At 63.9% G+C, this 23297-nt stretch carries 20 protein-coding genes; 10 read left to right on the top strand and 10 right to left on the bottom strand.

The features are described from left to right. Nucleotides 1–21 precede the first annotated feature (21 nt). Entirely contained in the window at nucleotides 22–1644 is a 1623-nt protein-coding gene (locus tag L8V00_RS07000; RefSeq protein ID WP_269944603.1) for an AMP-binding protein, read from the top strand. A gap of 5 nt (nucleotides 1645–1649) precedes the next feature. Here L8V00_RS07000 and nrdF read toward each other — a convergent pair whose 3' ends face one another. Both nrdF and nrdI read right to left on the bottom strand, forming a co-directional pair. Further along, a complete protein-coding gene (gene nrdF, locus L8V00_RS06995) occupies nucleotides 1650–2666 on the bottom strand; it encodes a class 1b ribonucleoside-diphosphate reductase subunit beta (protein ID WP_065422298.1) in 1017 nt (338 codons plus the stop codon). Nucleotides 2667–2724: 58 nt separating this feature from the next. Continuing rightward, nucleotides 2725–3168, bottom strand: a complete 444-nt coding sequence (gene nrdI / locus L8V00_RS06990; protein WP_269944602.1) for a class Ib ribonucleoside-diphosphate reductase assembly flavoprotein NrdI — start codon at nucleotides 3166–3168, stop codon at nucleotides 2725–2727. A 212-nt stretch (nucleotides 3169–3380) separates the two neighbouring features. Between nrdI and L8V00_RS06985 the strand changes: the two genes are divergently transcribed. Further along, nucleotides 3381–3812: a pyridoxamine 5'-phosphate oxidase family protein gene (locus L8V00_RS06985; protein ID WP_269944601.1), complete on the top strand. Its 432-nt coding sequence runs from the start codon at nucleotides 3381–3383 to the stop codon at nucleotides 3810–3812. On the opposite strand, the gene L8V00_RS06980 is transcribed toward L8V00_RS06985, so the two are convergent. From L8V00_RS06980 to L8V00_RS06970, 3 genes are read right to left on the bottom strand one after another with little or no spacing between them, the layout of a single operon-like run. Next, entirely contained in the window at nucleotides 3809–4921 is a 1113-nt protein-coding gene (locus L8V00_RS06980) for a phosphotransferase family protein (protein WP_269944600.1), read from the bottom strand. The two genes, L8V00_RS06985 and L8V00_RS06980, sit on opposite strands and share 4 nt — an antisense overlap. After that, nucleotides 4911–6164 (bottom strand): acyl-CoA dehydrogenase family protein, encoded by a 1254-nt coding sequence (locus tag L8V00_RS06975; protein WP_269944599.1) that lies wholly within the window; start codon nucleotides 6162–6164, stop codon nucleotides 4911–4913. Before L8V00_RS06975 ends, L8V00_RS06980 begins: the two co-directional genes overlap by 11 nt. 5 nt (nucleotides 6165–6169) lie before the next feature. Continuing rightward, the gene (locus L8V00_RS06970; RefSeq protein ID WP_269944598.1) at nucleotides 6170–7054 is read right to left on the bottom strand and encodes an SDR family oxidoreductase; all 885 of its coding nucleotides are present in this window, start codon (nucleotides 7052–7054) and stop codon (nucleotides 6170–6172) included. Between the two features lie 178 nt (nucleotides 7055–7232). Between L8V00_RS06970 and L8V00_RS06965 the strand changes: the two genes are divergently transcribed. Beyond that, nucleotides 7233–8042: a histidine phosphatase family protein gene (locus L8V00_RS06965; protein WP_269944597.1), complete on the top strand. Its 810-nt coding sequence runs from the start codon at nucleotides 7233–7235 to the stop codon at nucleotides 8040–8042. A gap of 34 nt (nucleotides 8043–8076) precedes the next feature. Here L8V00_RS06965 and L8V00_RS06960 read toward each other — a convergent pair whose 3' ends face one another. Beyond that, complete coding sequence (locus L8V00_RS06960) at nucleotides 8077–8811, bottom strand: TetR/AcrR family transcriptional regulator (RefSeq protein WP_269944596.1); 735 nt, start codon at nucleotides 8809–8811, stop codon at nucleotides 8077–8079. 79 nt (nucleotides 8812–8890) lie between these two features. On the opposite strand from L8V00_RS06960, the gene L8V00_RS06955 reads away from it, so the two are divergent. Next, complete coding sequence (locus L8V00_RS06955; RefSeq protein WP_269944595.1) at nucleotides 8891–9970, top strand: nucleoside hydrolase; 1080 nt, start codon at nucleotides 8891–8893, stop codon at nucleotides 9968–9970. A 384-nt stretch (nucleotides 9971–10354) separates the two neighbouring features. On the opposite strand, the gene metE is transcribed toward L8V00_RS06955, so the two are convergent. After that, the gene (gene metE / locus L8V00_RS06950) at nucleotides 10355–12673 is read right to left on the bottom strand and encodes a 5-methyltetrahydropteroyltriglutamate--homocysteine S-methyltransferase (RefSeq protein ID WP_269944594.1); all 2319 of its coding nucleotides are present in this window, start codon (nucleotides 12671–12673) and stop codon (nucleotides 10355–10357) included. Between the two features lie 463 nt (nucleotides 12674–13136). On the opposite strand from metE, the gene L8V00_RS06945 reads away from it, so the two are divergent. From L8V00_RS06945 to L8V00_RS06935, 3 genes are all read left to right on the top strand, one after another. Continuing rightward, the gene (locus L8V00_RS06945) at nucleotides 13137–13943 is read left to right on the top strand and encodes an ECF transporter S component (RefSeq protein ID WP_269944593.1); all 807 of its coding nucleotides are present in this window, start codon (nucleotides 13137–13139) and stop codon (nucleotides 13941–13943) included. Beyond that, on the top strand, nucleotides 13940–14620 hold the full coding sequence (locus L8V00_RS06940) for an energy-coupling factor transporter transmembrane component T (protein WP_035004817.1): 681 nt from the start codon (nucleotides 13940–13942) through the stop codon (nucleotides 14618–14620). The genes L8V00_RS06945 and L8V00_RS06940 overlap by 4 nt, the downstream gene beginning before the upstream one ends. Before the next feature lie 79 nt (nucleotides 14621–14699). Further along, nucleotides 14700–15914, top strand: coding sequence for an ATP-binding cassette domain-containing protein (locus L8V00_RS06935; RefSeq protein WP_269944592.1), 1215 nt, complete (start codon nucleotides 14700–14702; stop codon nucleotides 15912–15914). A gap of 47 nt (nucleotides 15915–15961) precedes the next feature. On the opposite strand, the gene L8V00_RS06930 is transcribed toward L8V00_RS06935, so the two are convergent. Next, nucleotides 15962–16396, bottom strand: coding sequence for a Rieske (2Fe-2S) protein (locus L8V00_RS06930; protein WP_049049896.1), 435 nt, complete (start codon nucleotides 16394–16396; stop codon nucleotides 15962–15964). A 183-nt stretch (nucleotides 16397–16579) separates the two neighbouring features. Here L8V00_RS06930 and purT point away from each other — a divergent pair, with 183 nt between their 5' ends. Together purT and trhO are read left to right on the top strand one after the other, a co-directional pair. Beyond that, nucleotides 16580–17815 carry a formate-dependent phosphoribosylglycinamide formyltransferase gene (purT, locus tag L8V00_RS06925; RefSeq protein WP_269944591.1) on the top strand — a complete coding sequence of 412 codons (1236 nt, stop codon included), beginning with the start codon at nucleotides 16580–16582 and terminating at the stop codon, nucleotides 17813–17815. 16 nt (nucleotides 17816–17831) lie between these two features. Next, complete coding sequence (gene trhO / locus L8V00_RS06920) at nucleotides 17832–18764, top strand: oxygen-dependent tRNA uridine(34) hydroxylase TrhO (protein WP_239316311.1); 933 nt, start codon at nucleotides 17832–17834, stop codon at nucleotides 18762–18764. A gap of 397 nt (nucleotides 18765–19161) precedes the next feature. On the opposite strand, the gene L8V00_RS06915 is transcribed toward trhO, so the two are convergent. Both L8V00_RS06915 and L8V00_RS06910 read right to left on the bottom strand, forming a co-directional pair. After that, a complete protein-coding gene (locus tag L8V00_RS06915; protein ID WP_269944590.1) occupies nucleotides 19162–19734 on the bottom strand; it encodes a GNAT family N-acetyltransferase in 573 nt (190 codons plus the stop codon). A gap of 44 nt (nucleotides 19735–19778) precedes the next feature. Beyond that, a complete protein-coding gene (locus L8V00_RS06910; protein ID WP_049049892.1) occupies nucleotides 19779–21200 on the bottom strand; it encodes an FAD-dependent oxidoreductase in 1422 nt (473 codons plus the stop codon). Nucleotides 21201–21568: 368 nt separating this feature from the next. Between L8V00_RS06910 and L8V00_RS06905 the strand changes: the two genes are divergently transcribed. Beyond that, nucleotides 21569–23296, top strand: a complete 1728-nt coding sequence (locus tag L8V00_RS06905) for a nitrite/sulfite reductase (RefSeq protein ID WP_269944589.1) — start codon at nucleotides 21569–21571, stop codon at nucleotides 23294–23296. Nucleotide 23297 lies beyond the last annotated feature (1 nt).

The following is a 23297-nucleotide window of genomic DNA, read 5'->3' as shown; positions in this document are numbered from 1 at the left end:
CCGGTTACGAGGAGTGAAACCATGCCGATCCAGAGCCCACAGCAGGAAATCGACATCCCGAACAGCACAATCTACGACGTACTTTTCGGCAACATCGCCGAAGAAGACCTTGGTCGCATCGCCATCACGGACGACGCCACGGGATCGCAAACCACCTACGGGGAACTCAAGGCTCTTATTGACGCCTTCGCGGGCGCACTGGCCGAACGCGGAGTCAAGCCAGGCGTAGTCGTCGGGCTGCACTGCCCGAACAGCCTCGCCTTCGCGGTCGCCTTCCATGGAATTCTCCGCGCCGGGGCAACTGTTACTACCTTGGGGTCACTACTGAACGCTCACGACGTGGCAAAACAGCTTAAGGACTCAGGTGCGACGTATGTGCTGACGACCAAGCTGCTGGGAGAAGCGGGCGTCCAAGGTGCAGAAGAGGCAGGGATCGACCCGGGCAACATCATCGACCTCACCGACGAAGCAACTGGCCTCAAGGCGCTCGTGGGGGAGGGCCGCCCCGCGCCGGAGGTTAGCATCGACCCGGCGACTCACGTGGCGGTGCTGCCGTACTCGTCGGGCACCACGGGTGTGCCGAAGGGCGTGCGTCTGAGCCACCGCAACCTCGTGGCGAACATTCTGCAGATCGGCGTGCGGCTCGGTCCCAACGGCCTGGACCGCGACTCCGTGGTGATGTGCGTGCTGCCGTTCTTCCACATCTACGGCATGAATGTCCTGCTGAACTCCTGCCTGTACGTGCGCGCCCACGTGGTAACCATGCCCAGCTTCGACCTGGAGAAGTTCCTGGCAGCTCACCAGAAGCACGGCATCACGTTCACCTTCATCGCCCCGCCGATCGCCGTGGCGCTGGCCAAGCACCCGCTGGTGGACAAGTTCGACATCGGCTCCCTGGAGACCGTACTTTCCGGCGCGGCGGCCCTGGACGGGCAGCTTGCAAACGCGGTGGCTAACCGCCTGGGCGTGCGCATCCTGCAGGGCTTCGGCATGACGGAAACCAGCCCCGTCACTAGCGTGAGCGACGTCGGAGTTACGCCACTGGATTCCATCGGCCTGCCGGTCTCCAACACGGAGGTGAAGATCGTGGACATCACGACAGAAGACCTCGAGGAGATCCACCCGCCCGCGAACGAGGGCGAGCGTTCCTCCGAAGGTGAAATGTGGGTGCGCGGCCCACAGGTGATGCTCGGTTACCTCAACAACGAGGAAGCCACCGCCAACACCATCACCCCCGACGGATGGCTGCGCACCGGCGACATCGCGAACCTAGACCACCTGGGCAACGCCTACGTGGTCGACCGCATGAAGGAACTGATCAAGTACAAGGGCTACCAGGTCGCCCCGGCCGAGCTGGAAGCGCTGCTGATGACCCACGAGGCCATCGCCGACGCGGCCGTGGTCGGTTACCTGCGCGAATCGGACGGCGAAGAGCTGCCACGTGCATTCCTGGTGCTGCAGCAGGGAGTGGACCCGAACGACCCGGCCGTGAGCGCAGAGGCGCTCATGGAGTGGGTTGCCGAACGCGTGACTCCGTACAAGAAGATCCGTATGGTCGAGTTCATCGACGCGATCCCGAAGTCCAGCACGGGCAAGATCCTGCGCAAGGATCTGAAGAACGTGCCCGTGGCAGCTAAGGCCTAGCGGCGCTAGAAATCCCAGTCATCCTCCTCCGTTGATTCCGCCCGCCCGATCACGTAGGAGGATCCGGAGCCGCTAAAGAAGTCGTGTGTTTCGTTGGAATCCGGCGCCAGGGCGGCGATGATCTCCGGCTCCGTTTTCGCCGCTTCTTCTTCGTATTGCGGTGGATACCCCAGATTCATCAGCGCCTTATCCGCGTTGTAGTGCACGAAGGCCATCACGCCGTCGATCAGCGATTTCTCGTCGGCTAAAGCTTCGCCGTACAGATCTCCGGAGTACTCCTTCTCTAACTCCAGAAGTTCCTCCACTAGTGTGAATGTGAACTCCTCGAGTTCCGCCGAGCGCTCCGGGTGGGCCTCCAGTCCTCGCTGGAATTTGTATCCCGAGTAGTACCCGTGGACGGCCTTGTCACGCAGGATCAACCGGATCATGTCGGCTGTATTCATCAGCGTGCCACGGCAGCTAAACCACAGCGGTAGGTAGAACCCGGCGTATAGCAGCAGGGAGGACAGTAGCGTGGCGGCGACCTTCCGCTTGAGTGGGTCGTCCCCGTAGTAGTGCTGCATCACTGCCGTCGCTCGGCGCTGCAGGGCTGGGTTACCGATGGCCCAGGTATAGGCGGCGTTGATCTCCTCGCTGCTGCACATCGTGCTGAACACACTGCTGTAGCTGCGCGCGTGAACGGCCTGCATAAAGGCGATGTTTGCGTAGACCGCTTGTTCGTGTTCGGTGCGGGCATCCGGGATCTGGCTGATCTCACCAACGGTCGCCTGCACAGTATCCAGCAGCGTGAGCCCGGTGAATACCTTGGTGGTCAGCTCGCGTTCTGCGTCCGTCAGTGCGTTCCAGGTTGGCAGGTCGTTGGACAGCGGTACTTTCTCTGGCAGCCAGAAATTGCTGGTCAGCCGCTGCCAGATCTCCAGGTCCTTCTGGTCGTCCAGCCGGTTCCAATTCACCGGCCGCAGCGGCCGGGCGGGGTCGTGCGGCCATTGGGGTGGGGTTTGGGAGCGCGTGAGGTAGCTCATTGTTTCCTTTCTGATTGTTCTCGATCGTGTCATTCTGCTTGTGTCTTATTGCTCTGTCTTATGGACGCCACATCTCCCCGCCAGTCCGATCCCAGAACTCCCGGATGCCTTCCCGAACACGGGCAACATCGCGGGCCGTGCCGAGCAATTCAAAGCGATAGAGCTCCGGCACCCGGCACTTGGCGGCGATTGTTGGTCCAGCGCAGCAGTATGCCGTACCGAAATTCCTGTTTCCGCTGGTGATCACGCCCCTGATGAGAGAGCGGTTATGTGAATTGTTGAGGAAGGTGATGACTTGCCTGGGCACCGCCTTCCGCGGGTCACCTCCGCCATAGGTTGGGGTGATGAGCACATAGGGCTCGTCGACGATGAGCTCCGGCTCCTTGCGCCGCAAGGGGATGCGGCGGGCGGGAATGTCCAACTTGTCGACGAATCGGCGGGTGTTTTCGGAGGCAGAGGAGAAGTAGACGATGCGCGGCTGCGAGACCGCGATTGGTTGCATTGGGGGAGAGGTCCTTTACAGCTTGTTGCTAGTTGGAGCTGGTTGTTCGTTGGGGTAAATATCCATGAAACTAGCTCCAAAAGTTCAATGACACGAACTTTACAATAACAATGTATTGAACTTTTGTGTAGGGTGCCTAGTGTATCCAAGTTCACACCGCGTACGCGGCTGCGTAGTGCGGAATATGCCAGAGAGAAGAAAGGAAAAAGCTCGTGGCGAAGCTAACCCAAGAAATGAAAGACATGATCGATGCACAGCTGCCGTACCTGGCGACTGTGACCGACGGCGAGACGTTGCTACCGAACATCGGCCCGAAGCGCAGTCTGCGTGTGTGGGATGACGAGACGCTGATCTACAACGAAAACACCGGCCGGCAGCACCTGGAAAACCTGCGGACCGGTTCGAAGGCCGCCGTCGCGGTCGTGGATTGGGCAGAGCTGGACGGGTACCGGTTTATCGGTCCAGCAGAGTTGTTCCACGAAGGGCCGGTGTGGGAAGCAGCGGTGAAGTTCGCTGAGGAGAAGGGGCATAATCCGCCGAAGATGGCGGTGCTGATCCACATTGAACAGATCTACACCCTCATGCTCGGCAAGAATGCTGGCCGGTTGTTGGCCAGCGATGACGAGTCCCTGATGGTGGGTTAAAAACCGTATTCGCGGGCGGTGATAGCCGCCTGGTTAACGATCCACTCCACCATCTCCTGCGTCGGAGCGCCGGAAATGGCCTGGTTGGAGGGGTTATTCATTACGCGGCGCACCACGCCCTCCACGATGATGGCGACCTTCCACAGGCCCAGCACGTGCCAGTAGGCCAGTGCCTGCCGGTCGCGGTCGGAATCCTTACCTGCCTTCTGCAGGTAGCGCTCCGCCAGCGCCTCCGGGGTGGGGAACCCGTCGGCTAGCGCGGCCTCGAAGCCAGGCAGCTGCAGGCCATTCTTCACCGGCCAATACGCCATCAGGGAGCCGATGTCCGACAGCGGGTCGCCGAGCGTCGTCAGCTCCCAATCCACCACCGCGTTGATCTTCCCGGTCTCCGGGGCCGCAATGATGTTGCCGATATGCAGGTCGCCGTGGACCAGCACGGTCTCGTCCTGCTCCGGAATCTTCGCCACCAGCAGCTGCGTCAGTTCGTCCAGCGCCGGCAGCTCGCGGGTCTTCGTCTTATCCCACTGGCCCGTCCAGCGCCGTAGCTGCCGTGGGGCGTAGGGCTTGTGCGACGCCAAGTCGTCCAAACCAACCGACTTCAGATCCACGCTGTGGATCGCCGCCATCGCGTCGATAAGCCCGTCGGCGATCTTGCCGCGCACCTCGGGCGTGATGCTGTCCGCAACCTTCATGGAGTTGACGGTCACCCCGTCGATGGCGGACATGGCGATCACCGGCACGTCGGCTACGCGCTCACTAGATTCACCGCTGTTTTCGCGGCTTTCCTCCCAGTCCGTCGAGCTGCCGAAGATCTTCGGCACCGGTACATCCGTGTTCTCCAGGGCTGCCATGATCTTGCCCTCGCGGACAACATCGTGGGCGCTGGCGGTCAGCGTGCCCAAGGGCGGACGGCGCACAACCACGCGCTTGCCCTGGGAATCCGTGGCCAGGTATGTCAGGTTCGATTGCCCCGCGCCGATCCGCTGCAGGGAAATGCCGTTCGCGCCGCCTTCCAGTCCGGCTACGTCGTGCAGCCAGCTGGCCAGGTGGGCGTCAGAAAAAGGGCTAGGGGCGCCCGCGGCGCCGGAACGGCCAGAGTTACTTGTCACGATACTTCCTCAGTTCTGCTCGGGCGATGGTCATGCGGTGCACCTCATCGGGGCCGTCGGCCAAGCGCAGAGTGCGCAAGCCCGCCCACATCGCGGCCAGGGGAGTGTCGTCGGTGACGCCCTCCCCGCCGTGCACCTGAATAGCCTGATCAACGATCCGCAGCGCCATCGCCGGGGCGGCCACCTTGATGGCGGCGATCTCCTGGCGGGCTGCCTTGTTTCCAACCGTGTCCATCATCCAGGCGGCCTTCATGGTCAGCAGACGCGCCTGCTCGATGTCGATGCGGGCCTGGGCGATCTGGTCGCGGATGTTGTCGCGGTTGGCTAGAGGCTTGCCGAATGCAGTGCGGGACATAGCGCGGGTGCACATGAGTTCCAGGGCGCGCTCGGCCATTCCGATGGCGCGCATGCAGTGGTGGATGCGGCCCGGCCCCAGGCGATCCTGGGAGATCTTAAAGCCCATGCCCTCGCCGCCGAGGATGTCCTTATCCGGTACGAAGACATCCTTGAAGTGGACCTCCGCGTGGCCTTCGCGGTCGTGGTAGCCGAACACCGGCAGGTTGCGCACGATCGTCACACCAGGCGCGTCCGCGGGGACGGCGAGCATGGACTGCTGGCGGTGGACCTCCGCATCCGGGCTGGTCTTGCCCATCACGATCATCACCTTCAGGTGCGGGTGCATGCCGTTGGAGGTGAACCACTTGCGGCCGTTGAGCACGTAGCCGCCGTCGGTGCGCTCCATGCTCATGCGCACGTTGGTGGCATCGCTGGAAGCCACACCCGGCTCCGTCATGGCAAATGCGGAGCGGATTTCGCCGTTGAGCAGGGGTTCCAGGTACTTCTCCCGGTGCTCGTCGGTGCCGTAGAGTTCGAAGACCTCCATGTTTCCGGTGTCCGGTGCGTTGCAGTTGCAGGCCTCTGGTGCGAGGTGCATGGACCGGCCCATGATCTCCGCCAGGGGCGCGTATTCGGCATTGGTCAGGCCCGGGCGGTTGCTGTCTCCGCCAGCGCTGCCATTGTCACCAGTGCCGCCAGCACCGAGGTGGGGGTGGAACAGGTTCCACAGGCCGCGCTTCTTCGCCTCGGCCTTCAGCTCGTCGAGGATGGCGGGGAAGTGGTGCGGGTCGCCGGATTCGCGCATCTGCTGCTCGTACACGGCTTCGGCCGGGTAGATGCACTCGTCCATGAATTCGGTGAGCTTGCCTTGGTACTCCAAGGACCGTTCGCTGTGTTGGAAGTCCACTGTTTTTACCTTTCGACGCCAGATTGTCCGTCAGCGGCCTTTTCAGCAGCGCCGGACTTTCCGGGGGTGGTCACGTCAATGGTCTTGTTGCCCACGAGCATTCCGCCGTCGACCACGAGGTTCTCGCCGGTGAGCCAGGAGCTGGTGGGCGCCGCCAGGAAAGCGATGGCATCGGCGATGTCCTCTGGCTCGCCGATGCGGCCAGCGGGGATCAGGGTGGAGGTGGAGTCTTCGTTCTCCTTCCACAGCGCCTCCGAAAGCTTGGTGCGAACAACACCGGGGGAGATGCTGTTCACGCGGATGCGTGGCGCGAGTTCGCGGGCCATCTGCTTGGTCAGGTGCAGCAGGGCGGCCTTGGAGGCGTTGTACACGCCGATGTAGTCCTCCATGGACAGAGCACCGATGCTGGAGACGTTCACGACCGCGCCGGCGGGGCTGCGGTCAGCGGTGTCAGTGCCGGCAGCCTTACCGAGGCCTGCCTCGATGGCGGCGCTGGTCCAGATGACTGGCCCGATGGTGTTGATCTGGAAAACCTTCGTCATGATTTCCGCGGACTGCTTGTGCACGGGGCCGAAGGCGGGGTTCGTGCCCGCGTTGTTTATGAGTACATCTAGACGACCGAATTCCTCGACCGCTTGGGTGCAGGCCTTCTTCGCTGCCTCCGGGTCCGCAACGTGGGCGGCGATGCCGATCACGCGACCCGCGTCCGGGTTTTGCTCTCGGGCGGCTGCCTGCAGTTCCTCGGCGGCAGGGACGACGGTCTCTGGCTTGCGGCCGGTGATGACCACGTTCGCGCCACTGGCTGCGAGCTGTAGTGCGGTGGCGTGCCCGATGCCTCGGGTGCCGCCGGTGACGATGGCGGTCAGCCCGGCGTAGTCGTATTTACTCATTCAAGGGGTCCTTAGCAGGTGTTGGGTACGGGATTTGAGTAGGGATGTTGGGATTGAGTTGTGACTCGCATCATAAGCAGATGGCGGGCTGCAAAAATGAAGGATCGCAAAACTAAGGAAATTTGGGTCTAAGTGAGGGAGACTGGCCTGAGGTTTAAAAAGTTTGGAGTTCTAGAAAATGGGGATTTTGTATCTGGTTCGCCATGGGCAGGCGAACTCTGGAGGCCTGCACACCAGCGATGTCGCAGACGGCGCCATGGAGGAAACCTACGACCGCCTGACACCCCTCGGGCACGAGCAGGCCGCGGCAACTGGGCGCAGCTTGGCCGTGCGCATCGGTGGGGTAGGCGGGGGCGCCCGCTCTGGCGCAGTGCAGGAGAGCGCCACAGGCGAGGGCGCAGCGCGGCCGGTGGTGCTGTCCGGACCGCTCGGTCGGCAGCTCAGCACGGCCGAAGGTGTTCATGCGGAGCTGGAGGCTGCTGGCCTGGAGCCGCAGGCCATTCGCACCGTGGAGCAGTGGCGCGAGTTTAGCTCCGACGACGTGCTGGCCCCCTACTTCCGCGCTCACCCCGACAAGCTCGCGGAGATCCGCCGGGCCTACGAAGCCGCGCGCGATAACCCCCGGGGGATGAAGGAGCACAACCGCCTGCTCGGCCGTGCCATCGACGCGGCCCTGCGCGAGTGGCGCTCCACCCCGGCATTCGACTCTTTCGCCGCGCAGGTCAGGCAAGGTTTTGCGGACGCCACATCCCTCGCCGCGGGAGCTCAACCAATCGTGGTGGTTACCTCAGGCGGGCCGATCTCCATGTGTGCGGCGGAGCTCATCGGCGCCGACTGGACGCGGCTGATCAACAACATCTTCACTGCTTCAGTGAGCGTGTTTAGTGTCCGGAGTGCGGGTAAGGCTCAGCTGCTGAGCTTCAACGAACACGCGCACCTGGACACTCCGGATGCATCGGGCGGCCGCCCGTTGCGCCGCTACCGCTAAAGATGGCTCCGCCTAAGGGGCTTCCGGGTTTGCCTTAGAGCTCCCCGGGCTTCGTGTCCTCCATGCCGACCATGCGGAAAGTCATCAGACTGAGGGTTTTGATCGTGCGCTCCACGATTTCCTCACGGTTTTCGTCCGTGACCTCGTAGAATCCCTGAATAAAGGTGGCGTGGCAGAAGCGCGTGAACATCGCAGCTATGGCGGCGGCGGTGTATTCCACATCCTCCAACGGCGGGATCATGTTTTTGGCAATCATCGCCTCCAGCATTCGGCGATTGCGGCCAACCATCTGCTTAGCGATCTGCATCTGCCGATCCGCAAGTTCGGGGGTGAACTGGGAAGACTGGGCAACCAGGTTCATGGCTCCTGCATTATTCGCGTAGAAGCGCACGAACTCCCGGTTGCTGTGAATCACCGTAGCGCGGGCGTCATCAATGCTCAGCAAGCTGTCGTCGAGTGTGGGGTTTAGGTCCTTTTCCACACTTGCCAACACGTTCATCAGAAGGTCCTGGCGGTCCTCGAAATACGTGTAGAGGGTGCCGACGGAACAGCCGGCCTCCTCCGCGATCTTCGTCAGCTTAGTGTGGTGGTAGCCGTCGGTGGTGAACACCTTGCGGGCGGCGTCCAGAATGTCTGCGCGACGGGCCGCAGCTTTCGGAGAGAGTGATTCGTTTGAGTGAGTAGCTGCGGTGCCGCGTGGGTTATGACGTGGGTAGTTATTTGAAGCTCTTCGCCAGCTTCCATAGTCGTGCACCATAGGCTTCATCATATAAGACTTAAACCTTATTAACTAAACAATAATGAAAGTTTTTCGGGCTTCAATGATTAAAAATTCAAACTCGACGGGAATGCAGAAACCGCGCGTTGTTGCGGACGTGGATACGGGGATCGACGACAGCCTTGCGTTGATTTATTTAGCTGGTCTGCATTCCACCGGGCAGATTGATTTAGTAGTCACGACCAGCGCGGGAAATACGACTGCACGCCAGGCTGCAGTGAACTCTGCTGAGGTCCTGCGGCTGGCTGGAGCAGCGGACGTGCCTGTCGTGGCGGGTGCGCGATCGCCGCTGAGGGTTCCATTGACAACGACTCCGGAAACGCACGGAGAAAAAGGTTTAGGCTATTACTCGCCTCTGGATGGGGGTGGTGCTGCGGGGGCTGTGGGCGAAGCGGGCTCGGAGGACGATGCGCGGGCGGCGGTAGAGTCGTGGCGCGGAGCTACGCACATCCTGATTGCCGGCCCGGCGACAAACCTCGCCTGGGCGCTTCGGCATGCGCCGGAGGCTGTGGGCGGCGCGACTGGAAGCGGCACGGCTGGAGCCGAGATCACCCTGATGACCGGCGCTTTTAATTACCCCGGCAACACCACGCCGACCGCCGAGTGGAATGCCTGGGTCGACCCCCACGCGCTGAAGGAGGTCTTCGCCGCTCCCGCCTCTACCCCTGCGTCCGCCGATGCTCCCGCCTCCACCCGCCAGCGGCCGACGATCTGCCCGCTCAACGTCACCGAGCAAGTCCTGCTCTATCCCGAACGTTTGCGCAGGTGGCAGCAAGCGCTGCGCCCCACGCGCCCAGAGCTGGCGACCCTCCTCGGCGACGCTCTCCGCTTCTACTTCGAATTCCACCAGTCGGTCGGCGTGGGCTATTGCGCGCAGATCCACGACCTCGCCGCGGCCATGGTGATGTTGCGGCGCGTTCCTTGTTCTTTTTATGACGCCACCGTGGACGTCGAAGCCGACTCTCCCCTCATGCGCGGCACTACCGTGGCCGACCGGGTTGCGGAGGTTTCCGCCAGTGAAGGTGCTGCGACCAGTGGGGGAGCAGAGGCGCGCGGCGCGTACTGGGATCGCCCGGCGAATGCCCGGATCCTAGAGTCCCTGGATCCGGCCGATGTGTTCGCAGAATTCGAGCGGGTAGTCTGCGGGTGAAGTTCGAGTGGGTGGTCTGCGGGCGGCACTTCAGGGCTAGAAGGGTGGTAGCCGGGGCTAGAAGGCGGGTAGTCGGGGGTCAGAAGGACGGTAGCCAAGGGCTTTGAGGGGGTAAATGTCGTTAGAACGGGAATGCGTTAAGGGCAATAATTTGCATTAGTCTAAACCCGCAGGTCAGAGCGTTTTAAATTTTCCGGCTCCGCGCTGAGAGCTTGCGTATTCCCGTTCTAGCGACATTTAGAGGCTTGGAAATGCAAAAGCGCCGCGCCGGGACTTCGAAAAGTCTCCGACGCGGCGCAGCTAACCAGTGGCCAGGTAGCTGAAGTGCCCAGGTAGCTGGAGTGGCTAGCCAACCAGCGGGTGGCCTGCGGGCGCTAGATGAAACTAGACGCGCTCGCGGGCCTTCTTAGCGGCAGACACCAGAACCTCCAGGGAGGCAGTGGTCTCTTCCCAGCCACGGGTCTTCAGGCCACAGTCCGGGTTAACCCACAGCAGGGAGGGGTCCACGGAATCCAGGGCGGCAGTCAGCAGGTCGTCGACCTCCTGCTGCTTCGGAACACGCGGGGAGTGGATGTCCCACACGCCCGGGCCAACGCCCAGCTCGTAGCCCTCGTCCTTCAGCGCTGCCAGAACCTGCATGCCGTTGCGGGCGGCCTCGATGGAGGTCACGTCGGCGTCCAGGTTGGAGACCGTGTCGATCAGCTCGTTGAACTCGGAGTAGCACATGTGGGTGTGGATCTGCACCTTGTTCTCCGCGCCGGAGGTAGCCAGGCGGAAGGAGCCGACGGCCCACTTCAGGTAGTCCGGCTGCTGCTCCTTGCGCAGTGGCAGCAGCTCGCGGATAGCGGGCTCGTCCACCTGCACCACGCGGGCGCCAGCGGCGATCAAGTCGTCGATCTCGTCGCGCAGAGCCAGCGCAACCTGGTCAGCGGTCTCGCCCAGCGGCTGATCGTCACGCACGAAGGACCAAGCCAGCATGGTCACCGGCCCGGTCAGCATGCCCTTGACCGGCTTGTCGGTCAGGTCAGCTGCAACCTTGTACCAGTCGACGGTCATCGCGTGCGGACGGGAAACGTCACCGAAGATGATCGGCGGGCGCACGCAGCGGGAGCCGTAGGACTGCACCCAAGCGTGCTCGGTGGACAGGTAGCCGTCCAGCTGCTCGGAGAAGTACTGCACCATGTCGTTACGCTCCGGCTCGCCGTGCACCAGCACGTCCAGGCCCAGCTCTTCCTGGCGCTTGATAACGTCCGCGACCTCGTCCTTCATCGCCTGGGTGTAGGCTGCGTCGTCGATCTCGCCCTTGCGGTGCTTTGCGCGTGCCTGGCGGATCTCCGTGGTCTGCGGGAAGGAGCCGATGGTGGTGGTCGGCAGCGGTGGCAGGTTCAGTTCTGCCTTCTGTGCCTCGCGGCGGGCCTCGATGGAGTCGCGGCGACGGTCGGCGTCGGTCACGGCATCCTGGCGCTCGCGCACGGCGGCGTTGTGGGTCAGGGTGGAGTTCTTGCGGTCCTCGATGGCCTCGCGGGTCTCGGCGAACAGCTGCTCGTCGGCCTCGGTCTGCTCGCCGCGCAGGGTGCGGGACAGGGCAGCGACCTCGCGGATCTTCTCGGAGCCGAAGGCCAGCCACTTCTGCACCTCGGGGTTCAGGTTCTGTTCGCGCTGCAGGGAGTAAGGCACGTGCAGCAGGGAGCAGCTCGTGGAGACGGCAACCGGGCCGCGTTCCTTCAGGCCCTGCAGGGTCTTCAGTGCTGCGTCCAGGTCGGTGCGCCAGACGTTGTGGCCATCCACAACACCTGCGGCCAGCAGTTCCTTGCCGGTCCAGGCGGGCAGCTCGGCGGCGGCAGCACCACCGGTGACCAGGTCCACGCCGAAGGCAGCCACGCCGGAACCGCCCAGCAGCTCGATGGCTGCGTTGCCGTCGCCGAAGTAGGTCTGGATGAGGAGGTTGACGCCCTCATCGCCAGCGCCCGCAGCCTCAACCAGCTTCTCGTAGCCAGCGCGGGTGCGCTTCAGCAGATCCTCGTTGGCGGCCGCATCAGCGTAGGCGAAGTCGGTGACCAGGATCGGCTCGTCGAACTGTACCCACTTCACGCCGCGATCGGCGATGCGCTTGAGCAGGCGGGAGTAGGCGTCAAAAATTTCCTCGAGGTGAGCGAAGGCATCAGAACCATCGACGGTGCGGGACAGCGCCAGGTACGTCAGCGGGCCAACCAGCACCGGACGAACGGCCTCGCCTGCGCGGGTGACCTGGTCGCGGATGTCCTCGAGGAACGCGGAATCGTCCAGCTCTACGCGGGAGTCCTTGGATAGCTCCGGGACGATGTAGTGGTAGTTCGTGTCGAACCACTTCGTCATTGCGGAGGCCGGCAGCTCCTTGGTGCCGCGGGCGGCGGCGAAGTAGCGGTCGATGAAGCGCGGCAGGCCGTCGTTGTCGTGGTCCGCGATGTCGGCGACGCGCTCGGGCAGCAGGCCCAGCAGGGCGGTGGTGTCCAGCACTGCGTCGTAGAAAGAGCGGCCGGAGAACGCTGCGGAATCCAGGCCAGCGGCCAGCAGCTCGTCGGTGTAGTCATTGACCAGGCGAGTTGCGGTGGTTGCCAGGTTGCGGCCGGTGGAGTTATCGCGCCAGTATCCCTCGAGAGCCTTCTTTAGCTCGCGGTCGGGTCCGATGCGCGGTACCCCGGCGACGGTTGCGTTGAAAGTCATTGTCTTTCCTGTCTTCCTTTTCCTAGTGGCCCCGCCAAGCGGGGCTGTGTCTAGCTGTAAAGCTGTAAAGCTGTTTAGCTGTATGGAATTCTTGCCAGTGCGGTTCCCGCGCGGGTGCGCCTTTCCCGGGGCTCCAGAAGGCGCACACGAGTGGCGAGGCAAAGCCTCCGCCGGTGCGTGGGTCGCTTGCTCAACTATTTAAGAATAGACAGCTTAGTCTGTCAACTAGATCACTTAATTCGGGGTTCCATAACCCCCGCCCTCGTATCCGAAAACCCGCCGAATCGCCCCGCCTAAAGCCCTGCGATTTGTGCATCGGGTCCGCAGGCTGTAAGCATTTAAACGACATCAAAACCACTGGCCACGCGGGGTGATTCGCGGGCGGAACGTCGAGGTGACATAGACGTTGTGCCCAGCCCGCGCTGGCCTGTGTGAAGACTTCCGAAATTTGAGGTTCCACCCCATGCGCCCCCTGTCACAAAAAGCCACTTATGCACTGCTCGGTCTAGCCGCGATCATCATTGTCGCCACCTGGCTGACCCTCGTCATCTGGCAGCCCAGCGACTCCAACTACGAGTCCCTCGCTGATTCCAAGAGCTCCACCATCGCCCTGGTCGGCTTCGTCGTCCCCGCCATCCTCGCGCTGATTGCCGTGATCCCGCGCCTGCCCGTGCGCACCCTGGCGCTGTTGCCGGTCGCCCTGGCCATCAACGTGATCCTCGGCCACATCATCGGCAACATGGGCCTGCCACTGCCGCTGTACCTGGATTCCATCGGCACCGTGCTGGTCGGCGCCCTGGCCGGCCCGTGGGCGGGTCTGGTCACCGGCGTGCTGTCCGCCCTGGTGTGGGGCACATTCAACCCGACCGTTGTGGGTTTCGCTGCGGCCTATGCCTTCGTCGGCGTCTGCGCTGGCCTGCTGGGCAAGTGGTGGGGCGGTGCGTATTGGAGAATCGGCTTGTCCGCGTTGCTCATTGGCTTCCTGACGGCCCTGCTCTCCGCGCCAATCGCCTCCTTCATTTTCGGCGGCACTGCAGGCACGGGCACGGGTCTGTTGGTCACTGCTTACCGGACGTTGGGCTTCGAGCCGATGACGGCCGTCTTCCTGCAGTCCTGGACGTCCGACCCGCTCGATAAGCTGATCGTGTTCACCATCATCTACCTGGTCATCCGCGCCCTGCCACAGCGCACGCTCCGCACCTTCGCACCGGTGGGCAAGGACGGCAGCGCCCCTGCCGACCACACCGCCGCAGCAGACAAGACCGCATGAACCCACTGACCTACCTCACCCTCGCCGCCAGCGGGGTGATCTTCGTCCTCGTCGCCGATAGCCTCGCCGTGAGCGCTATCGCGTGGGGTCTGTGCGCCCTTGTGGCTCTTTTCTTCTCGACGCCCCGTCGTCCCTTCCTGGCAGCCAACCTCTTAGGCCTACCGGCCTTCATCGGCTTCGGCCTGATGTACGCCCCCTTTGGCCAGGAGCCCGGCTGGTGGATCATCACCCGCGACGGCCTGCAGATCGCCCTTTCCCTGGGCAGCCGCTTTCTGGCCGCCACCACCATCGGCCTGACCATCGGCAGCTTCGTGAACCTCGATCAGCTGATGCGTACCGTCCAGCCGCGCCTGCCCGCCAAGCTGGTGTACGTCGTCGGCGCGACCGCCCGGCTGCTGCCGCTGGCCCGCGCCCGCTGGCTGACTATCCAGCAGGTTCGCGCCTCCCGCGGCGTGGACGTTTCCACTTTGGGGGCGAAGTGCCGCATGATCCTGCCGCTGATCGTCGGCATGGTGGACGATGCCGCCACCCGCGCCCGCCCGCTGCAGCGCACCGGCATCGGCGAGCCCGGCCCGCGTACCGTACTGCGCCCCGTCCCGGATACTGCCCTGGACTGGGCCGTCCGCCTGCTGGCCATCGCTGCCCTGGTGGTGGGATGCTGGTGGGCAGTGCACTAGCTGGGCTATGGGCATCAGCCAACACAAGCATTAGCGAGCACAAGCACTAGCGAACGACCAGAAAGATCCCGCGCGAACAATGCCTTTGAGTACCTTCATCTGGGGAGATAGTGGCGTCGGACTATCCGAACACGCCTGGGCGCACGCAGAAAAGACGGGCGCGGCGTGGGTTGGCAACGAGGCCAGCGCGCACATTTCCCTGCTGCGCAACACGGTCGCCGAAGAGCTCGCGTTCCCCATGGAGCAGCGCGGGGTGCCGCGCGCCGAGATGCAACAGCGCGTGGAGACCGCCCTGCGCCTATGGGGGTTGGAGGGGCAGGCCGAGCAGAATCCCGCCACCCTCTCCACCGGCCAGACCCGCCGCGTGGCCATTGCCGCCGCGCTGCTGGCCCGCCCCGAAGCGCTGGTGCTCGACTGCCCCCTCGACGGCCTGGACGCCGCCGCCGTTGACACCCTGCGCCGCACCATTGCGGACTTTCCGGGGCCCGTCACCGTTTACGATCGTGCGGGTTCGCCCTTAAGTGATGACGCCCCCTCGCACCAGCGCCTGCTAGCCGACGGCACCCTGACCGATTCCCCCGCGCCGAAACCTGCAGCCGAGTCGGTGGCTCCGGAGATCACCGAGCAGGGGAGCACGGGGACGGCCCTGCTGGCGCGGGATGTGGTTTTCCGCCGGGGTGGCGTCGGTCCCATAAACCTGGAGGTTCCCGCAGGTCGGGTGGTGCACCTGGCCGGGCCGAACGGGTGCGGCAAGACGACCCTTTTCCTGGGTGCGCTGGGGTTGCTGAAGTACCGGGGAACGCTGCGCGCGGAGGGGCTGAAGGGCTGGGCGCCCACGCAGATGGATCAGGCGGTGACCTGCCGGACCGTGGCCGAGGAGCTGGCCGTGGGGGCGGGCGAGGAGCTGGCCGAAGCGGCAATAGACTTCGCCCGGCTGGGCAGGTGGGCGAACACCCATCCGCTGGACGTGCCCGCGGCAAAGCGGCGGATCGTGCTGGTCGCAGCGGCGATGGTGCGCGGCGCGGACCTGGTGATGCTGGACGAGCCGACCGTGGGGCTGGACGTGCTGGGCTACCGCGAGCTGGCGGAGCTGATGCACCGCTACGCGGGTGGCGAGTATGCGCGGATGATCGGGCGGGGCGGATCTGGCGCGCTGGGCGAACCTGGTAGCGCGGGCGCGCCGGGCAGGCAGGGCACGCGGCACACGCAGAGCGCGCCGACGGTGCTGTGGACCTGCCACGACGCGCGCTTTGCAGCGCAGGTCAGCGACCTGCGGATTGATATGGCGGGCTAGTCCCGCCGGGCTAGTTGCGCCGGGTTAGTTCCGCCGAGCGCAGCGAACTAGTCCGTAATCTCGATCGAGTCGCCGTTGCGCTCGACCTTCTTGGCCGGGACCATCGGGTCGCGGGAGGGGCCTTCCAGCACATCGCCAGTGGCGACGTCGAACTTGGACATGTGCTTCGGGCAGACCGCCACGGTTACGTCTCCGGATTTCTCAATGGAGTTGATGGTGCCACCGGCGTGCGGGCAAGAGGTGGAGAACGCCTTGTACTCGTTCTCTCCGGGGCGGGAGAGCACCCAGCCGTCCAGAATTGTCGCGCCGCCGACCTCCAGGTCCGCGGCATCGGCCTTCGCCACAACCTCCTCGCCGGCACAGGCTGCCAGCAGGGCGCCGGAGGCGGTGGCTGCGGTGGCTACGGCCACCCCGCGCAGAAACGAGCGGCGGGAGCAGGGGAGGGAGCTGTGACGCTGGGGGTTCGGCTGCATTTCACTCATAAACCGATCATCCCATCAGGCCGCGCGGGCTACAAGCTCGCACGCGGCGGGGCTGGTACGCGGGATGGGCGGAGCTGGCCGCGTAAGGCGGCGGAGCTGGCACGCAAGCCGGGCGGGGCTGGCGCGCGCGGGCCGGGCGGGCCTGACAGCGTAAGTATGTGGGCATAAGTAAGGTGAAAGACTATGTACACTCCCGAGGCAATTGGTACTCCACTGACTCCCTCCTCCCTCAAGGTCCTCCTGCTCGGAGCCAGCGAGCTGGGGCGGGAGCTCGCCATCGCTCTGCAACGCCTGGGCGTGGAGGTGCACGCCGCGGACCGCTACGTCGGCGCGCCCGCGCACCTCGTGGCCAACAAGGCCCACGTGCTGGACATCCACGACGAGGACGCCATCCGCCAGCTGGTCCGCGAGGTCGGCCCGCACTTCGTCGTCCCGGATTCGGAGACGATCCCTGCCGACGTGCTGCAGGAGATCGAGGTCAATGAAGTGGCTTCCGTCGTGCCAACCGCCCTGGCCAACCGCCTGACGATGAACCGCGAGGGAATCCGCACCTTCGCCCACGACAAGCTGGGCCTGCCTAACAGCACCTTCCGCTTCGCCTCCACCGCTGACGAACTCGCCCGCGCCGCCGAGGAAATCGGCTACCCGTGCGTGGTCAAGCCAGTCATGAGCAGCTCCGGCGCAGGCCAAAGCTACGTCGGGGGAGTGGACGAACTGGAGGCAGCCTGGAACGCAGCCCTCAAGCACTCCCGCACCAACGTCCAGCGCGTCATGGTCGAGCAGTACATCCCCTTCGACTACGAGGTCACCATCCTGGCCGTACGCTCCATCGACCCCGTCACCGGCCGGGAAGCCACCTGGTTCTGCGAGCCCATCGGCCACCGCCAGGACCGCGGCGACTACGTGGAATCCTGGCAGCCCGCGCACATGTCCGAGGACGCATTGGATACCGCTCGCAGCATCGCCGCCCGCATCGCCACCGCGCTGGGAGGTCGCGGAGTGTACGGCGTGGAGCTGTTCGTCAAGGGCGACGACGTCTACTTCTCCGAGGTCAGCCCCCGCCCGCACGATACGGGCATGGTCACCCTCGGCACCCAGCGGTTCTCTGAATTCGACCTGCACGCACGCGCCATCCTTGGGCTGCCGATCGATACCACGCTGATCTCCCCGGGAGCCTCCGCCGTAATCCGCTGTGAGGATAAGCACGACGGCGATATTGAGTACGTGGGCGTCAATAAGGCAATGGCAGTAGAAGAAACCAACGTCTACCTATTCGGCAAGCCCCGGGCACTCGCGCGGCGGCGAATGGGAGTGGCAGTGGCCACCGCCGAGGACATCGACCAGGCCCGGCAGCGTGCCGAAGAGGCCGCTGGGTATATCGAGGTGCGGCCGACGGTTTTCGCAGAAGAAGGGCAGTAGCCCTAAAATCCGAGGTATGGGACATAGCGCAACCGACCTCAACGAAACTCGAATCCTGCTGTACTACTGCTTCACCCCCATCGACGACCCGACCGCGGTGATGCTGTGGCAGCGCGCGCTATGCGAACAGCTGGAGCTTAAAGGCCGCATCCTCATCAGCAAGCACGGCATCAACGGCACCGTCGGCGGCTCGCTGGCCAGCTGCAAGCAGTACGTGCGCCGCACCCGCGAATTCCCCGGCTTCAAGAAGATGGAGTTCAAGTGGTCCGCGGGCTCGGCCGACGACTTCCCGCGCCTGTCCGTGAAGGTGCGCGACGAGATTGTGGCCTTCGGCGCCCCGGACGAGCTGAAGGTGGACGAAAACGGCGTGATCGGCGGCGGCGTGCACCTGAAGCCGGAGGAAGTAAACAAGCTGGTGGAGGAGCGCGGCGACGAGGTTGTCTTCTTCGACGGGCGCAACGCCATGGAGGCGGAGATCGGCAAGTTCAAGAACGCCATCGTGCCGGATGTGCGCACCACCCACGACTTCATCGGCGAGATCGAATCCGGTAAATACGACGACCTGAAGGGCAAGCCGGTGGTCACGTACTGCACGGGCGGCATCCGCTGCGAAATCCTAAGCTCGCTGATGAAGAACCGCGGGTTCGAGGAGGTCTACCAGATCGACGGCGGCATCGTCCGCTACGGCGAAAAGTACGGGGACAAGGGGCTTTGGGAGGGTTCCCTGTATGTTTTCGACGGGCGCATGCACATGGAATTTAGTGATGACGCCGCTACGCTGGGCCGCTGCCGGGCATGTGGGCACGCGACCAACGACTTCCACAACTGCGTGAACGAGCAGTGCCGCGAGCAGATCCTGCTGTGCGAGGAGTGCGCCGCGGACCCGGAGAGCGCGACGTGCGGGCGCAAGGAGTGCGCCGAGGTCGCGGCGGAGATGGTGGCGCGGTAGCGGCGGGGTGCCGGAAAGCAGCGGCGGGGTGCCGGAGGGGATGGGGGAATGTCGCTAGAACGGGAATACGCGCCGCCCCGTGGGGGTAATTCTCCGTTGGGCGGGGTAAATGTCGCCAGAACGGGAATACGCGCCGCCCCGTGGGGGTAATTCTCCGTTGGGCGGGGTAAATGTCGCCAGAACGGGAATACGTTAATAGCAATGAGTGTCGAAAATGTAAAGCTGCAGGTCAGGGGCTTGTGAAAAATCGAGGAGGCCAGCGCGCGCTGACGTATTCACGTTCTAACGACATTCACCTCTCCACGCGCGGTTGAACCGCGGTGGAGAGGTGACGCGGTAGAAAAAGTGCGCTGAGGTCGCGGCGGAGATGGTGGCGCGGTAGCGGCGGGGTGCCGGGCTAGAGTTTCAGCTCCATAGTGACGTGGGGGATGCCCTCCTCGTCGAAAGGCTCGCCGACCGGCTGGAAGCCGAACTTCGCGTAGAAGTCCTGCGCCTGTGTCTGGGCGTTTAGGGAAACGCGGGCGACCTGGGTGGTCGGGTCTAGCGCGGCGGCGCGCCCCTTGCAGACCTCCAAGGCCTGCTCCATGATCTGGGTGGCGATGCCGCGCCCGCGCACATCCTGGGCTACACACATGCGGCCGATGTGCTGATCCTCCGGCTTGCCGTACACGCGCGCCGTGCCGACCAGACGCAGGGGAGAGCCCGGATCCGGCTGGCCGAAGGGATACTCCGGGCCACTGCCAGGGTGAATGTAGGCCAGCACGTGGTGGGTGTTCGGATGCGGGTCGATGTCATCGATCTCCGCGAAGGGAGTCTGCTGCTCGTGGACGAAGACGTCCACGCGCAGCTTGTACAGCGGGTGCAGCTGCTGGGCAGGCATCGCTAGCAGCGCGCGCCCGGTGAAGTGAACATCCGGGAACTCGGCGGCGCCAGAGGCTGAGCTGGCGGCGGGGGAGGGGGTGTTGGCCACAGTCTTCGGTGTCCTTGCCTAGTGTCTTTGCAGAGAGTCCGTATTTAGACGTTCTTGCCCTGGGAGTGGTGCAGCATCTCGTCCCACTCGCGCACCTTCTTGCGCTCGCGGCCCTCGGCCTCGCCGAGCTCGCGCTCGTGCTTATCCAGGCTGTACCAGCCCTCCCACGTGGTGTGGGCGATGCCCTTCTCCTCGAGGAAAGCCTCGACGGCCTCCAGCTCCGGCTTCTCCGGGTTAAAGCCGATGCCGTTGGCAGCATCCTCCAGCAGGTTGGCGACGGTCTCGTTGGCATCACCCTTGGTGTTGCCGATCAGGCCGACCGGGCCGCGGCGGACCCAGCCGGTGGTGTACACGCCGGGCAGGCGCTCGCGCTTCTCGGCCTCCGGGTCGGCGGAACCCGGAACGCCCGCGATGCCATCGGCGGTCGGCCCCTCGGTGAGCACGCGACCACCGACGTTCGGCAGCACGTTCTGACGCTCATCCCACGGCAGGCCCGGCTGCTCGTCGGACTTGTAGCCCACGGCGCGGTAGACCGCGCCGACCGGCCACTCGGTGAGCTTGCCGGTGCCAGAGACAGAGCCATCGCCATTGAGCTCGGTTCGTTCGGTGACGAATGCGGTCACGCGGCCTTCGGCGTCAGTCTTAACCTCAACCGGGGACTCGAAGAAGTGGATGTACAGCTTGTGAGGAGCGCCCTTCGGGTCGGCGATGGCGTACTGCTCCAGGCGGGTGCAGACCATGTCCTGAATCTTGGACGCGCGGCGGGCCTCCTCGGAACCCTCGTCGTACTGGATGTCCTCCGGGTCGATAACGATCTCGATCGTGTCGGAATCGTTGAGCTCCTTCAGCTCCAGCGGGGTGAACTTAGCCTGCGCCGGGCCACGGCGGCCGAAGACGTGGATCTCCTTGGCCTGGTTCTCCTTCAGGGAATCATAAACATTGTCCGGGATCTCGGTGACCTTCAGCTCCTCGCCGGTCTTGGCCAGCACGCGGGCGACGTCCAGGCCGACGTTGCCCACGCCGACGACGGCGACGGAGTCCGCGGACAGATCCCACTTGTCCTCGAAGTACGGGTTGGCATCGTAGAAGCCAACGAACTCGCCGGCGCCGATGGTGTGCTCGCCGCCGGGGATGTTCAGCGGGCGGTCGTCGGTAGCGCCCGTGGCGTAGATAACCGCATCGTAGAACTGCTTGAGCTCGTCAACGGTGACGTCCTTGCCGACGTTAATGTTGCCGAACAGGCGGATCTCGGGCTTGTCCATCACCTTGTGGAGGGACTTGATGATGCCCTTAATGCGCGGGTGATCCGGGGCAACTCCGTAGCGGATCAGGCCGAAGGGGGCCGGCATGCGCTCGTAAATGTCGACGCTGACGTCGGCCTCAGACTTCGTCAGCGCGTCGGAGGCGTAGATGCCTGCCGGACCGGAGCCGATGACTGCAATGCGAAGTGGGCGATTCTCGGGCATGTCAGGTGCAAATCCTTCTTGTTCGGGTTGTACTTCGGTTTTGTCGTACTTCGGTTTCGGATGAACCGCGGTAACGAACTCTTGCATTGAACTCTTGCGTTGAACTCGTGCATTGAGCTCGCGCGGTGCGTTTTGTTGCTGCGCCGCGTGAACCGCATGAAGCGTTCGAGCTGCTCATGAATTTACACATTCTAATGTAGCGAAAATCCACGCAGGGTCACTAAACGGGTCACCGCGGGTAACTCCCCGAACTATAGACAACTCTGTCTATAAAAATCAACATTTCGCTTGAATTTGTCCAGGATCCCATCTAGGCTGAACCGGACAATGTAGACAGACAGATCAGTCTAGATGGAATTTGAGGCACCATGACCACCGGAACGACCACCGGAACGACGACCGGCACCACCGGACCAAACGCTGAGAATAAGCCGGTGCGCCCACGCCGCAAGAAGCAGCGCAAGCCCCAAGGGCAGTGGGCTGTGGACGGCCGCGAGCCGCTCAACGACGACGAGCGGGTAAAGCAGGAAGACCCCGGAATCAGCGTGATGCAGCGCATTCGCGACATCTACTCCAAGGAGGGGTTTGACTCGATCCCCGCCGAGGATCTCGCCCCGCGCTTCAAGTGGGTTGGCATGTACACCCAGCGCAAGCAGGGTCTCGACGGTGAGAAGACGTCGACCCTGACCAATGCGGAACTGCAGGATAACTACTTCATGATGCGCATCCGCCTAGACGGTGGCGTGGTTAGCTCCGCCGGCCTGCGCACCATTGGCGAGATCTCGGAGAAGTACGCGCGCAACACCGCCGACTTCACCGACCGTCAGAACGTGCAGCTGCATTGGATTCGCATCGAGGATGTCCCGACCATCTGGGACGAGCTGGCGAAGGTTGGCCTGGATTCCTTCTTTGGCTGCGGCGACGTGCCGCGCGTGATCCTCGGCTCCCCGGTCGCGGGCATTGCCAAGGATGAGATCATCGACGGTCGCCCGGCCATCGAGAAAATCAAGAAGGAAATGCTGCCGGATCCCGAGTTCGGCAACCTGCCGCGCAAGTTTAAGTCTGCGATCTCCGGCCACGCCCGCCAGGATGTCACCCACGAGATCCAAGACCTCGCCTTCATCGGTTCCGAGCATCCGGAACACGGCCCCGGCTTCGACGTCTGGGTCGGCGGTGGCCTGTCTACCAACCCGATGCTCGCCCAGCGCCTGGGCGTGTGGGTGCCGATCGACGAGGTGCCGGAGGTCTGGGCTGGTGTGGTTCGCATCTTCCGTGACTATGGCTACCGCCGCATGCGCAACCGCGCCCGCTTGAAGTTCCTGGTGGCCGACTGGGGTGTGGAGAAGTTCCGCGAGGTTCTGGAAAACGAGTACCTCAAGCGCCCGCTGCTGGACGGTCCGGAGCCGGAGGAGTACCCGGGCTACCGCGACCACGTCGGCCTGCACGAGCAGAAGGATGGACGCTTCTACCTGGGCGTTAAGCCCACCGTCGGCCACACCGACGGCAAGCAGCTGCAGCAGCTGGCGGACCTGGCGGAAAAGCACGGCACCACCAATATCCGCACCACCCCGGACAAGGAGCTTTTGTTCCTGGATCTGGAGCGTAAGTCCGCGGAGGCCCTCGCCGCGGATCTGGAGGAGCTCGGCCTGTCCGCCAAGCCCTCGGCTTTCCGTCGCGACATCATCTCCTGCACCGGCCTGGAGTTCTGCAAGCTCGCGCACGTCGTCACCAAGCAGCGCGCTATCGCCCTGGTGGACGAGTTGGAGGATCGCCTAGGCGACCTCGATGTGCCGCTGAAGATTAGCCTCAACGGCTGCCCGAACTCCTGTGCTCGCACTCAGGTGGCGGATATTGGCCTGTCCGGCAAGATCCTCACCACTGACGAGGGCGAGCGCGTGGAGGGTTTCCAGGTGCACCTCGGCGGAACCATCGGCCTGGAGCCGCACTTCGGCAAGAAGGTGCGCGGCAACCAGGTCTTCTCCAGGGATCTGGGTGACTACGTGGTGCGCGTGGTGGAGAACTTCAAGTCCCACCGCACCGAGGGCGAGGAATTCCGCGATTGGGTTGTCCGCGCCGACGACGAGCTGTTGGTGTAGC

The organism is Corynebacterium evansiae (assembly GCF_027570065.1).
Lineage (GTDB): Bacteria > Actinomycetota > Actinomycetes > Mycobacteriales > Mycobacteriaceae > Corynebacterium > Corynebacterium evansiae.
This window is presented reverse-complemented; position numbering and strand designations above follow the sequence as displayed.

What these genes read in the sequence shown, in the direction of transcription:
- L8V00_RS06960 (WP_269944596.1), bottom strand. Translation starts at nt 8,811, where the DNA reads ATGATGAAGCCTATGGTGCACGACTATGGAAGCTGGCGAAGAGCTTCA.
- nrdF (WP_065422298.1), bottom strand. Translation starts at nt 2,666, where the DNA reads ATGAGCTACCTCACGCGCTCCCAAACCCCACCCCAATGGCCGCACGAC.
- purT (WP_269944591.1), top strand. Translation starts at nt 16,580, where the DNA reads ATGTACACTCCCGAGGCAATTGGTACTCCACTGACTCCCTCCTCCCTC.
- L8V00_RS06965 (WP_269944597.1), top strand. Translation starts at nt 7,233, where the DNA reads ATGGGGATTTTGTATCTGGTTCGCCATGGGCAGGCGAACTCTGGAGGC.
- L8V00_RS06970 (WP_269944598.1), bottom strand. Translation starts at nt 7,054, where the DNA reads ATGAGTAAATACGACTACGCCGGGCTGACCGCCATCGTCACCGGCGGC.
- L8V00_RS06935 (WP_269944592.1), top strand. Translation starts at nt 14,700, where the DNA reads ATGCCTTTGAGTACCTTCATCTGGGGAGATAGTGGCGTCGGACTATCC.
- L8V00_RS06945 (WP_269944593.1), top strand. Translation starts at nt 13,137, where the DNA reads ATGCGCCCCCTGTCACAAAAAGCCACTTATGCACTGCTCGGTCTAGCC.
- L8V00_RS06940 (WP_035004817.1), top strand. Translation starts at nt 13,940, where the DNA reads ATGAACCCACTGACCTACCTCACCCTCGCCGCCAGCGGGGTGATCTTC.
- metE (WP_269944594.1), bottom strand. Translation starts at nt 12,673, where the DNA reads ATGACTTTCAACGCAACCGTCGCCGGGGTACCGCGCATCGGACCCGAC.
- L8V00_RS06910 (WP_049049892.1), bottom strand. Translation starts at nt 21,200, where the DNA reads ATGCCCGAGAATCGCCCACTTCGCATTGCAGTCATCGGCTCCGGTCCG.
- L8V00_RS06930 (WP_049049896.1), bottom strand. Translation starts at nt 16,396, where the DNA reads ATGAGTGAAATGCAGCCGAACCCCCAGCGTCACAGCTCCCTCCCCTGC.
- trhO (WP_239316311.1), top strand. Translation starts at nt 17,832, where the DNA reads ATGGGACATAGCGCAACCGACCTCAACGAAACTCGAATCCTGCTGTAC.
- L8V00_RS06955 (WP_269944595.1), top strand. Translation starts at nt 8,891, where the DNA reads ATGCAGAAACCGCGCGTTGTTGCGGACGTGGATACGGGGATCGACGAC.
- L8V00_RS06905 (WP_269944589.1), top strand. Translation starts at nt 21,569, where the DNA reads ATGACCACCGGAACGACCACCGGAACGACGACCGGCACCACCGGACCA.
- nrdI (WP_269944602.1), bottom strand. Translation starts at nt 3,168, where the DNA reads ATGCAACCAATCGCGGTCTCGCAGCCGCGCATCGTCTACTTCTCCTCT.
- L8V00_RS07000 (WP_269944603.1), top strand. Translation starts at nt 22, where the DNA reads ATGCCGATCCAGAGCCCACAGCAGGAAATCGACATCCCGAACAGCACA.